9 protein-coding genes and 1 pseudogene are annotated in these 11,662 nt (G+C 72.4%); 6 read left to right on the forward strand and 4 right to left on the reverse strand.

Annotated elements, in window-relative coordinates; translation table 11 throughout:
- Positions 1 to 13: 13 nt before the first annotated feature.
- Positions 14 to 1,042 carry a transporter substrate-binding domain-containing protein gene (locus AQJ30_RS25150; RefSeq protein WP_067238289.1) on the reverse strand — a complete coding sequence of 343 codons (1,029 nt, stop codon included), beginning with the start codon at positions 1,040 to 1,042 and terminating at the stop codon, positions 14 to 16.
- 584 nt (positions 1,043 to 1,626) lie between these two features.
- Between AQJ30_RS25150 and AQJ30_RS25155 the strand changes: the two genes are divergently transcribed.
- Genes AQJ30_RS25155 through AQJ30_RS25170 form a run of 4 tightly spaced genes read left to right on the forward strand, consistent with a single transcriptional unit; the run spans position 1,627 to position 7,003 of the window.
- A complete protein-coding gene (locus AQJ30_RS25155; protein ID WP_067238291.1) occupies positions 1,627 to 3,276 on the forward strand; it encodes an ABC transporter substrate-binding protein in 1,650 nt (549 codons plus the stop codon).
- Entirely contained in the window at positions 3,273 to 4,358 is a 1,086-nt protein-coding gene (locus tag AQJ30_RS25160; protein ID WP_067238294.1) for an ABC transporter permease, read from the forward strand. The genes AQJ30_RS25155 and AQJ30_RS25160 overlap by 4 nt, the downstream gene beginning before the upstream one ends.
- A gap of 4 nt (positions 4,359 to 4,362) precedes the next feature.
- Positions 4,363 to 5,319 carry an ABC transporter permease gene (locus AQJ30_RS25165; protein WP_067238296.1) on the forward strand — a complete coding sequence of 319 codons (957 nt, stop codon included), beginning with the start codon at positions 4,363 to 4,365 and terminating at the stop codon, positions 5,317 to 5,319.
- Positions 5,312 to 7,003, forward strand: coding sequence for an ABC transporter ATP-binding protein (locus AQJ30_RS25170; RefSeq protein ID WP_067238298.1), 1,692 nt, complete (start codon positions 5,312 to 5,314; stop codon positions 7,001 to 7,003). The genes AQJ30_RS25165 and AQJ30_RS25170 overlap by 8 nt, the downstream gene beginning before the upstream one ends.
- Before the next feature lie 34 nt (positions 7,004 to 7,037).
- Here AQJ30_RS25170 and AQJ30_RS25175 read toward each other — a convergent pair whose 3' ends face one another.
- Positions 7,038 to 7,400 carry a winged helix-turn-helix transcriptional regulator gene (locus AQJ30_RS25175; protein WP_067238300.1) on the reverse strand — a complete coding sequence of 121 codons (363 nt, stop codon included), beginning with the start codon at positions 7,398 to 7,400 and terminating at the stop codon, positions 7,038 to 7,040.
- Between the two features lie 96 nt (positions 7,401 to 7,496).
- On the opposite strand from AQJ30_RS25175, the pseudogene AQJ30_RS25180 reads away from it, so the two are divergent.
- Positions 7,497 to 8,182: pseudogene (locus tag AQJ30_RS25180) on the forward strand (imine reductase family protein).
- Between the two features lie 33 nt (positions 8,183 to 8,215).
- Here the strand turns inward: AQJ30_RS25180 and AQJ30_RS25185 are convergent.
- Both AQJ30_RS25185 and ppk2 read right to left on the reverse strand, forming a co-directional pair.
- Entirely contained in the window at positions 8,216 to 9,373 is a 1,158-nt protein-coding gene (locus AQJ30_RS25185) for a chitinase (RefSeq protein WP_079084289.1), read from the reverse strand.
- Between the two features lie 238 nt (positions 9,374 to 9,611).
- The gene (ppk2, locus tag AQJ30_RS25190; RefSeq protein WP_079084290.1) at positions 9,612 to 10,568 is read right to left on the reverse strand and encodes a polyphosphate kinase 2; all 957 of its coding nucleotides are present in this window, start codon (positions 10,566 to 10,568) and stop codon (positions 9,612 to 9,614) included.
- A 239-nt stretch (positions 10,569 to 10,807) separates the two neighbouring features.
- Between ppk2 and AQJ30_RS25195 the strand changes: the two genes are divergently transcribed.
- Positions 10,808 to 11,641, forward strand: a complete 834-nt coding sequence (locus AQJ30_RS25195) for a CPBP family intramembrane glutamic endopeptidase (protein WP_067238306.1) — start codon at positions 10,808 to 10,810, stop codon at positions 11,639 to 11,641.
- Positions 11,642 to 11,662: the final 21 nt, after the last annotated feature.

Consider the following 11,662-nt stretch of genomic DNA (forward strand, 5'->3'; position numbering starts at 1 on the left):
CGGGGGCGACGGGTCAGGCGTCGTCGAGCGGCAGTCCGGGCGGGTTGACCTCGGCCTTGGTGACGGCCTCGTTGGAGAGGTGCCAGGTCGCCAGCCACTTGGCGTACTGCCCGTTCTTGATCAGGTAGTTGATCGCGTCCGCCACCGGCTCGGCCAGGCCGCTGCCCTTCTTGACAGTGGCCGCGATCAGGCCCTGGAGCGACTCGCCGGCGCCGGAGAAGGTGCCCGCGTTGGCCGTGGGCTTGGGCGACTTCGCGGTCTGGGTGATGTGGTAGGAGATGGTGGGGTTGGGGCCGAAGTGGGCGTCGATCTCGCCGCTGCTGAGCGCCAGGTGGACGGCGTTGTTGTCCGGGTAGTGCTTGATGGTGAGCTTCTTGCCCTCGCCCTTGAGCTTCTTCTGCCACTCCAGCAGGATGCGCTCCTGGTTGGTGCCGGAGCCGACCTCGACGGTCCGGCCGGCCAGGTTCTCGTAGTTGCCGTCGAACTTCCAGGCGTTGGACTTGAGCACCTCGAAGGCGAGGTTGTCCTGCCGGTAGGAGGCGAACTCGTACTTGCGCTTGCGCTCCTCGGTGTCGGTGATGTTGGAGAAGCCCACGTCCACCTTGCCGCTGTCGATCCCCACGAACAGGTTGTCCCAGGTGAAGTTGCGGCTCACCGGCTCCAGTCCGAGGACCGCGGCGACCAGCCGGCCGATGTCGGCCTCGGAGCCGGTGAGGGTCTTCTGGTCCTCCCCGATGAACTCCAGCGGGGCGGAGCCGGACGGCAGGACGCCGTGGCCGATCACCAGCTTGCCGCTCTTCTTGACGTCGGCGGGCAGCTCGGCACTGATCGACTTCACCTCGGACACCTTGAGGGTGGTCTCCGTGGCGGCGCCGTTCGAGAGCCGGCCGATCGTCACACTCCCGGAAGCGGCGTCGCCCGTCCGGGTGGCGGCGTCACTGTCACCGCCGCAGGCGGCCAGCCCGGTGGCGAGCGTGGTGAGGGCGGTGGCCGCGGTCAGGCCGCGGAGCAGACGGGGTCTGGAGGAGGAGTGGGTAGGCATGGCCGTTCCTTGTCGCTGAGGGAAGAAGGGCGGCGTGGGGGGATCGGGTGCGTGCGCGAGGGGGTCGCGGTGGTGCGCCTCGTGAGCGCCGGGCGGTTTCCGGCCGCTCCACGACCGCACGTCCTCATGTCTACCAGGCAGAACCGCGGAGGATCATTGCAGGCACATGAAGCTTCCGGCCAACTGTCCGCGCAGGCCCTGGTGTTGCCCGCGGAGTGACGACGCACGCCCTTGACTGCGCGAGAACCGCCGATCTACGGTCGGCGCGAACCAAGGGCCGGCGATCAGCCGAGGAGCCCCTTGTCCGCTTTTCCGCACGCGCCGGCATCGGCCGCGCGTCGGCCGACGCACCCGGGAGGACGGCGTGGTGACGACCCTCGTGCTGTTCTCCCGCTGTCACGTCGACCTGCTGCGGGTCTCCAGCTGTCTGTGTCACGGCTGACCTGGTAACACCCCGGCGGGCCGTCGGCCCGTCGAGCGCTCGCCTCTTCTCCCCCCCTTCTTCGCACGCGTCCCCCGCGCGCCGCGGTCCGCCGCGCGCCGTGGCGGCCCCGCGTGTCCCGGCACGGAAGCAGAGACTCCTGATGACACTCCCCAGCGGCCCGGCGCCGTACAGACGCCCGTGGTCCGGCCTCGGCGCGCTCGCCCTCGGCACGGCCGTCCTCGTCACGCTGACCGGCTGCACCAGCAGCAAGGACGGCGGCACCGCGGGCTCCGGCCCGTCGATCACCGTCGGGACGACCGACCAGGTCACCAGCCTCGACCCGGCCGGCGCCTGGGACGCGGGCTCCGGCACGATCGAGAGCGAGGTCTACGCCACCCTGCTCAGCCAGAAGAACGGCTCCGCGGACGTCTCCCCCGACCTGGCGAGCGGGATCGAGCTGACCGGGCCCAAGCAGTACACGGTGACAGTCCGGAAGGGCCTGACGTTCGCCAACGGGCACGACCTCACGTCGTCCGACGTCAAGTTCACCTTCGACCGCACCCTGAAGATCGCCGACGAGAACGGCCCGTCGTCGCTGCTGTACAACCTCGCCTCGGTCGCCGCCCCGGACCCGGCCACGGTCGTCTTCACCCTGAAGTCCGCGAACGACACGCTGTTCCCGCAGGTGCTGTCCACGGCCGCCGGCTATGTCGTGGACGAGCAGGTGTTCCCCGCGGACCGCGTCCTCGACGACAAGGCGATCGTCGCCGCGAAGCCGTGGAACGGGCCGTACGGCATCAGGAGTTACGACAAGAACTCGCTGGTGTCCTTCACCGCGAACACGCGCTACGGGGGCCGGCTGGGCACCCCGAGGACCAAGAACATCCAGCTGAAGTACTACACCGACGCCGGCAACCTCAAGCTGGACGTCCAGCAGGGCACCATCGACGCCGTCTACCGGACGCTCACCACCGCCGACCTGGACGACCTCGGCAAGCAGCAGGGCGTGAAGGTCCACACGGGCTCCGGCAACGGCATCCGCTACATCGTCTTCGACTTCACCACCCAGCCGTACGGCACGAAGACCAAGAACGCCGACCCGCGCAAGGCGCTCGCCGTGCGCCAGGCCGTCGCCGACTCCGTCGACCGGGCCCAACTCGCCCAGCAGGTCTACAAGAACACCTACCAGCCGCTCTACACCTCGGTGCCCGACGGCCTCACCGGCGCCACCCCCTCGTTCAAGTCGCTGTACGGCGACCGGAAGGGCGGTCCCGACAGGGCCGCGGCGGCGGCCCGGCTGAAGGCGGCGGGGGTGAGCACGCCGGTGACGCTCAACCTCCAGTACAACAGCGACCACTACGGCTCCTCGTCGGCCGACGAGTACGCGCTGGTCAAGACCCAGCTCGAGGCGACCGGGCTGTTCAAGGTGAACCTGCAGTCCACCGAGTGGACCCAGTACGGCAAGGACCGCGTCAAGCACCTCTACCCGCTGTACCAGCTCGGCTGGTACGCCGACTACCTCGACGCGGACAACTACCTCTCGCCGTTCTACGCGGCCAGCAGCTGGGTCGCCAACGGCTACGCCGACCCCGCCGTGCGCGCCCTGATCCAGCGGGAGGAGACCGAGACCGACGCCGCGAAGCGCACCGCGCTGCTGAAGGAGGCACAGGACAAGGCGGCCGCGCAGGTACCGCTGCTGCCGCTGCTGCAGGGCTCCACCGCCATCGTCACCCGCACCGACGTCGTGGGCGTGCCGGCGGAGCTGGACAGCACGTACCAGTTCCGCTGGGCCGGACTGGCCAAGAAGTGACCACGCTGACCCACGAGGTCCCCGGGGCCGCCGCCGACCCGGACGACGGCGGCCCCACCGGGCAGGGGCTCGTCCCATACCTGGTGGTCCGCTTCCTCCTCATCGTCCCGACCGTGCTGGTCCTGGTCAGCCTGGTCTTCTTCCTGATGCGGCTGACCGGTGACCCGATCACCGCGGCCTTCGGCGGCCGCCTCACCCCGGACCAGCTCCACGCCAAGCTCCACCAGGCGGGCTACGACCGGCCGTTGCTCACCCAGTACCTCGACTACCTGCGGGGGCTGGCCACCGGCGACTTCGGCCGCACGGTCACCGACAACCAGCCGGTGACCCACGTCCTCGGCACCTACGGCGCCGCGACGGCCGAACTCGCCTGCTACGCCCTGCTGGTGGCCCTGCTCGTCGGGGTGCCGCTCGGCATGGTGGCGGCCGCCCACCGGGACCGGGCACCCGACGCGGGGCTGCGCCTGTTCGCGATCCTGACCTACGCCACGCCCGTGTTCTTCGTGGGCCTGCTGCTGAAGCTGGTCTTCGCGATCCGGCTCGGCTGGCTGCCCTCGTCCGGCCGGGCGAGCACGGACGTCCAGCTGTTCCTGCAGGACCAGAGCAGCACCACCGGCGTGTACCTGATCGACGCGCTGCGCAGCGGTGACGGCACGGCCGTGGGGGACGTGCTGCGCCACGCCGTCCTGCCGGGCGTGGCCCTCGGCCTGCTCGTGGCGGGCGTGCTGCTCCGGTTGGTGCGCACCAACCTGATCGGCACGCTGTCCGCCGACTACGTCGAGGCCGCCCGGTCCCGGGGCGTGGCCCCGCTGCGCCTGGTCACCCACCACGCGGCGCGCCCCGCGCTGATCCCCGTCGTCACCGTGCTGGGGCTCCAGGTCGCCGGGCTCCTCGGCGGGGCGGTGCTGACCGAGACGACGTTCGAGTGGAAGGGCCTCGGCTACCAGCTGGCCCACTACCTGACGGTGCGTGACTTCCCGGCGGTGCAGGGGATAGTGGCCCTGTTCGCCGTGGTCGTGGCGGTGACGAACTTCCTCGTCGACGTCGTCGCCGCGCTGATCGACCCGCGAGTGAGGTACTGACGTCATGGCGCTGGTTCTCGTACGACGGCTGCCGCTGCGCCTGCGGACGGGCGCGGGGGTGCAGCGGGCCCTGCTGCTCACGGGTGCGGCCCTGACGGCGCTGTTCGTGCTCACCGCCGCGCTGGGGCCCCTGCTCGCCCCGCACGGCTACGCCCAACTCCAGCACGGGCACGGCCTGTTCGGTTCCCAGCAGCACCCGGGCGCGGCCCATCCGCTGGGCACGACCATCGCCGGGTACGACGTGCTGTCCCGCACGGTCTGGGGCGCCCGCACGGCGCTGCTGATCATCCTGGCCGCGCTGCTGCTGTCGGTGGTGCCGGGCACCGTGCTCGGCCTGGCCTCCGGCTACCTCGGGGGCCGGCTGGACCGGCTGCTGGTGGGGCTGGCGGACGCCCTGTACGCGTTCCCCCCGCTGCTGCTCGCCATCGTCATGTCCCTCGTGATCAGCGGCGGCCGCTCCAGTCCGGTCGGCGGACTCGGCGCGGCCGCCTGCTCGGTCGCGGTGTCCTTCGTGCCGCAGTACTTCCGGGTGGTGCGGGCCGAGGTGATCCGGGTGAAGGCCGAACCGTTCGTCGACGCGGCCCGGGTGATCGGCGCCGGTCCGTGGCGCATCATGACCCGGCACGTGCTGCGCAACTCGGTGCGCACGCTCCCGCTGATCTTCACGATCAACGCGTCGGAGGCCATCCTCACCCTGGCGGGGCTCGGCTTCCTGGGCTTCGGCATCGAGCCCAACTCGGCCGCGGAGTGGGGCTACGACCTCAACCGCTCGGTCGCGGACGTCACGTCGGGCATCTGGTGGACGGCCGTGCCGCCCGGCCTGGGCATCGTCCTCACCGTGCTGGGCACGACGCTGCTCGGCGAGAGCCTGACCGACCTGGCCGACCCGCGGCTGCGGCGCCGTACGGGCGCACCGGCCCCCGCCACGGAGAAGACGGAGAAGGGCGGGGACGATGACTGACCTGCTGCGCATCGAGGACCTGCACGTCGGCTTCGCCACCGACGCCGGACCGGCACCCGCCGTGAGCGGCGTCAGCCTGTCCGTGGCACCGGGCGAGGTGCTGGCCCTGGTCGGCGAGAGCGGCAGCGGCAAGACCGTCACCGCCCGCTCGGTGCTCGGCCTGCTGCCCGGTACGGCCACCGCGCGCGGCCGTGTCCTGCTCGGCGACGGCACCGCCGAGCCCGGCGAGGACGTGCTCACCGCGTCCCCGGCCCGGCTGCGGGCGCTGCGCGGGACCCACGCCGCCCTGGTGTTCCAGGAGCCCTCCACCGCGCTGAACCCCGTCTTCACGATCGGCTGGCAGCTCACCGAGGGGCTGCGGGCCCACGGCCGCGGCGGCAGCGGAGCCGAGCGGCGGGCCCTCGCCGTGGAGTGGCTCGAGAAGGTGGGCATCCCCGACCCCGCCACCCGCGTCGACCACTACCCCCACCAGCTGTCCGGCGGCCAGAAGCAGCGCGCCGTCATCGCCATGGCCCTCGCTCTCGGCACCCGGCTCCTGGTCGCCGACGAACCCACCACCGCGCTGGACGTCACGGTCCAGGCGGAGATCCTGGACCTGCTGCACCGCTGCCGCACCGACTTCGGCACCGCGGTGCTGCTCATCACCCACAACATGGGCGTCGTCGCCGACCTCGCCGACCGGGTCGCGGTGATGCGCGCCGGCACGGTGGTGGAACAGGCGCCGGTGCACCGGCTGTTCGCGGCGCCGCAGCACCCGTACACCCGCGAACTGCTGGCCGCCGTACCGCAGTACGGCAGCGGTGGCCGTACGCCGCCGGTCCCCGCGCCCGGACGCCCCGTGGACGCACCCGTCGTACGGGCCCGCGGGCTGACCGTCGACTACCCCGGCCGGCTGCGCGGCAAGGGGTTCCGGGCGGTCGACGGGGTCAGCTTCGAGATCGGGCCGGGTGAGGTCCTCGGGCTGGTCGGTGAGAGCGGCAGCGGCAAGACCACCATCGGGCGGGCCGTCGCCGGGCTGACCCGGGTGACGGGCGGCCGCCTGGAGGTGTTCGGCGAGCCGCCGGCCCACGGGAGCAGGGCGGCCGGGCGGAGCGGCCGGAAGGCGGCCGGGCGGATCGGGTACGTCTTCCAGGACCCGGCCACCAGCTTCGACCCCCTGCTGACGATCGGCGTGAGCATCGCCGAACCGCTCGTCGTGCACCGGCGCGAGCTGAGCGCGCGCGACGTCCGCGCGCGGACGGCCGAGCTGCTGGACGCCGTGCACCTGCCCCGCTCCTACGCCGACCGCTACCCGCACGAGCTCAGCGGCGGGCAGCGCCAGCGCGCCGGACTCGCCCGGGCGCTCGCGCTGCGGCCGGAGCTGCTCGTCGCGGACGAGCCGACCTCGGCGCTGGACGTGTCCGTCCAGGCCAAGGTGCTGGACCTGTTCACCTCGCTGCAGCGGGAGCTGGGCTTCGCCGCGCTGTTCGTCAGCCACGACCTGGCCGTGGTCGAGCAGGTCGCGGACCGGGTGGTCGTCCTGCACCGGGGACGCATCGCCGAGGAAGGACCCACCGGGCAGGTGCTGGGCAGTCCGAGCGATCCCTACACCCGCCGCCTGGTCGCCGCCCTGCCCGTCCCGGACCCCGCCCGCCAGGCGAGACGCCGGCCCCGGCCCGTGGCGGAGGAGGTGGCGGGCGCCTGAGCGAGGACTCGGGGGTCGCGTCCGGCCCCCGGCCTCAGCCGGGCGTGTCCTGGGCGCCGCGGGCGGCCGGCCGCTCGCGGCCCCAGGCGGCCAGGGGCCCCAGTGCGTCGTTGAGGCGCAGGCCGTCCTCGGTCAGCGAGTACTCGACGCGCGGCGGCACCTCGTCGTAGGAGACGCGCCGCACCACGCCGTCCGCCTCCAGCTCGCGCAGGTGGGAGGCCAGCACCTTCTCGGTGATGCCCGGGAGCAGGCGGCGCAGCGCGCCGAAGCGCCGGCCGGGGTGCTCGTGGAGTGCCCAGAGGATCAGCACCTTCCACTTGCCGCCGATCACCTCCATCGCCGCGTCGATCCCGCAGACGTGTCCCCCGGCCGCACCCGGCCGGTTCAGCGTCGCCATCCCCCACCCTCCCGACGTGCTCGCTCACCCCGGGGTAACCACCCACCGCGAAGTGCGTACTTGATCACCACCGGACGTGCCAGCAGCCTAATCGGCATGACACACCACTCCCCCGACAGGACTCCCCTCTCGCTGCTGGGCCTCGGCGCGATGGGCACCGCGCTGGCCCGAGCCTGGCTCGCCGCCGGGCACCCCGTGACCGTCTGGAACCGCACCCCGGCCCGGGCCGAGGCCCTCGCCGCCGAGGGCGCGACGGTCGCGGACACCGCCGCGCGGGCCGTCGCGGCGAACTCCCTGGTCGTCGTCTGCACGTCCTCTACAGCGGATCACGCGAGCTGCTGGACCGGCACGGGCCGACCCTGGCCGTCGCGGCCGGCCCCACGTACGTCGGCGAGGACCCGGGCTTCGCCGCCCTGCACGACGTGGCCCTGCTCAGCGCCATGTACGGCATGTTCGCCGGCATCACCCACGCCTTCGCCCTGGTCCGCCACGAGGACGTCGACCCCGTCGCGTTCGCCCCGCTGCTCGCCGACTGGCTCGTGGCCATGACCCCGTCGGTCCACGACACCGCGGAGCGGCTGCGCAGCGGCGACCACACCCAGGACGTGGTCTCGACCCTCGCCATGCAGGTGGCGGGCACGCCCACCTTCCTGCGCACGGCCGAACAGCAGGGTGTCGGTACGGAGTTGCTGCGGCCCTTCTTCGAGCTGATGCGCCGCCGCCTGGACGGGGGCGGCGGCGCCGAGGGCCTCACCGGCCTGGTGGACCTGCTGGCGCGCTGAGCGGGTCGTGGCGCGCCGGTCCGGTGCGGGCGGTCAGCAGTACAGGTTGGCGCCGGGGCTCACACCGAGGATCTGGGTGAAGCGCTGGTAGGCGTCGACGCGGCTCTGGACCTGGGCCGGGTTGCGGCCGTCGCACTCCAGGGAGCCGTTGATGGAGCGGATGGTCTGGCCGAAGCCCGCGCCGGTGACCATGGCGTTGTGCGGGGTCATGGTGCCGGGCCCGGTCTGGGTGTTCCAGTACCACAGGCCGGTCCGCCAGGCGACGGAGGAGTCGTTCTGCACCAGCCAGGGGTTGTTGAGCAGGTCGATGCCCAGGGCGTCGCCGGCCGCCTTGTAGTTGAAGTTCCAGGACAGCTGGATCGGGCCGCGGCCGTAGTAGGCGGCCTGTCCGGCCGGGCAGCCGTAGGGCCGGCTCCAGTCGCAGTACGTCGGGTAGTTGGCCGTGTTCTGCTCGACGACGTACACCAGCCCGCCGGTCTCGTGGTTGACGTTGGCGAGGAACGCCGCCGCCTCCTGCTTCCTGACCGTGTCGGAGCCGGTGGTGGCGAAGCCGGGGTAGGCGGACAGGGCGGCGGTCAGCCCGCTGTAGGTGTAGAAGGAGTTCCGGTTCGGGAACATCTGGTTGAACTGGGCCTCGCTCACGACGAAGCCCGAGGTGTTGCCGGTGCCGCCGCCGCTCGCGGGGGCGTTCCACTTCTGGTTGGCCGCGCCCGTGCAGGTCCAGATCTGCAGGCGGGTGCCGTTGGCGCTGGTGTTGTCGCGCACGTCGAGGCACTTGTTCGCGGCCGGGTTGACGATGTCGTGGGCGGCGGTGACCACCCACTGCTGGTTGGATCCACCGGAACAGTCCCACAGTTGGACGGCGGCGCCGTCGGCGGTGGACCGGTCGACGACGTCCAGGCACTTGCCGAGGGCGCGCAGGGTGCCGTCGCCCGGGCTGGACCACGCCTGGGCTCCGGTGCCGTTGCAGTCGTAGAGCTGGACGGCGGTGCCGTTGGCGCTGTTGGCGCCGGCCACGTCGACGCACTTGCCGGCCAGGCCGGTGACGGCACCGGTGGCGGCGTGCGCGGGCACAGCGGTGAGCAGCGCGGCCAGCACGGCGGTGACGACGCCGGCGAGGACCGTCCGGATCGCCGGCCGGCGGCCGCGTGGGGTGCGGGGGCTGGTGTGGGGGGTGGTGTGGGGGGTCATGTGCTCGCATCTCCTCGAGTGCGGGGCAGTCGGGTGGCGCAACTGGGCGCGAGGGAGCGGAATTTGGGGTTCAGACGCTAATGGTCTGGACCAGGGGGGTCAAGACGTGCGCATGCCAAGAGAGAGGGCCGACGCCCCCGGTGCGGCCCGGTATGTGCGGGCCGGGACGGCACGAGGAGTCACCGCGGCACACATGCGTCAGGGCCCACCCCGACGGGTGGGCCCTGACGTGAGGGGGTCAGTCCTGGCCGGGGTGTTTGCCGGGGACGCCGACGCCGGGCGACAGCGGCGTGGGGGACAGCTGGGTGTCCTCCTCGCCCGGCTCCAGGAGGGTGTCGGCCGCGCCGACGACGAGCGGGTCGGGCGTGCCCACCGCCTCGGGGTCCTTGCTCGCGTAGTCGATGCGCGCCAGCAGGCTGCGCATGGTCTCCAGCCGGGCCCGCCGCTTGTCGTTGCTCTTGACCACGGTCCACGGGGCGTGCGGGGTGTCCGTGGCGCGGAACATGTTGACCTTGGCCTCGGTGTAGGCGTCCCAGAGGTCCAGGGACGCCAGGTCGGTCGGCGAGAGCTTCCACTGGCGCACCGGGTCGACCTGCCGGATCGCGAAGCGGGTGCGCTGCTCGGAGCGGGACACCGAGAACCAGAACTTCACCAGCAGGACGCCGCTGTCGACCAGCATCCGCTCGAACGTCGGGCACTGGTCGAGGAACAGCTCGTACTCCTCGTCGGAGCAGAAGCCCATCACCCGCTCCACACCGGCCCGGTTGTACCAGGAGCGGTCGAAGAACACGATCTCCCCGGCCGTCGGCAGCTGGCCGACGTAGCGCTGGAAGTACCACTGCCCGGCCTCGCGTTCGGTGGGCTTGTCCAGGGCGACCACGCGGGCGCCCCGCGGGTTGAGGCGCTCGGTGAGCCGTTGGATCGTGCCGCCCTTGCCGGCCGCGTCACGCCCTTCGCACACCACGACGACGCGCGCACCGGTGTCCTTGACCCAGCGCTGGAGCTTCAGCAGCTCTATCTGCAGCACGCGCTTGGCGCGCTCGTACTCCTTGCGTCCCACCTTGTGGTCGTACGGGTAGTTCTCCCTCCAGGTCTGGATGGGCCGCCCGTCGGCGTCCAGCACGATCGGCTGCTCACGCCGACTGGCGTCCACGGTGAGCCCGTCCAGCAGCTTCTCGGCGTCTTGCGCGTTCATCAACTGGCATTCCGTTCGGCTGTCGCGGTCGGTCGGGGCACCCGAGTGCCCCGTCCGACGCCGTCCATGTGGCGGCGCCGCGGTGGCCCGCACCTGGCGCCGTCCCCCGTGAGGACTACGGGAAGGTGTCCTCCGTGAGGTGACGATTCCCCCGCGCCGCTTCCCTAGCGTTCCAGTCAGCCGCGGGGACCCGCCGCGGACGGACACGGAACCGGGGACGGGGCCGGGAGGGAGTCGTCGTGAAGCTGGTGTGGCAGGTACTGGCCGTGGTCGCGGTCGGGGCGGCCGGGGGTCAGGCCGTCGGCGCCGTGCAGGGCGACCCGTGGCTGTCGCTCCTCCTGGGCGGTCTGACGGTCGTGCTCTCGGTGGCCGTCTACCGGTGGGTGGTGGGGCGCACCGAGCGGCGGCCGGTCGCGGAGCTGGCCCGGGAGGGCGCCCGGAGTGCGGTCCTGCGCGGGGTGCTCCTCGGTGTCGCGATGTTCGGCTGCGTCATCGCGAACATCGCCTTCCTCGGCGACTACGAGGTGCACGGCTCCGGGTCGACGGGCGGGGCGGTGGCGCTGGCCGGCTTCATGGCCGGCGCCGCCGTCACCGAGGAGCTGATGTTCCGGGGCCTGCTCCTCCGCCTGGTGGAACGCCGTCTCGGCACGTACGCCGCCCTCGTGCTGTCCAGCGTGCTGTTCGGCGCGGCCCACCTGCTCAACGAGGACGCCACCCTGCTCGGCGCCGTCGCCATCGCCGTGGAGGCGGGCGGGATGCTGGGCGCCGCGTACGCCGCCACCCGCTCCCTGTGGCTGCCGATCGGCCTGCACTTCGGCTGGAACTTCGCCGAGGCGGGGATCTTCGGCACCGAGGTCTCGGGCAACGGCGACACCCACGGCCTGCTGGACAGCTCGACCTCGGGTGCCACCCTGGTCACGGGCGGCACGTTCGGGCCGGAGGCCAGCGTCTACGCGATGCTCTTCGGCGCGCTGCTGACGGTCGCCTTCCTGGGGCTGGCCCGGCGCCGGGGCACCGTGGTCCCGCGGCGGCGGGCGGGGCGGGCCGACACGCTGGCTACACTCCCCCGGTGAAGAGCCCGGTGAAGAGTCCGG

Origin of the sequence: Streptomyces longwoodensis (genome assembly GCF_001514125.1) — a bacterium.
Classification (GTDB): Bacteria; Actinomycetota; Actinomycetes; order Streptomycetales; family Streptomycetaceae; genus Streptomyces; species Streptomyces longwoodensis.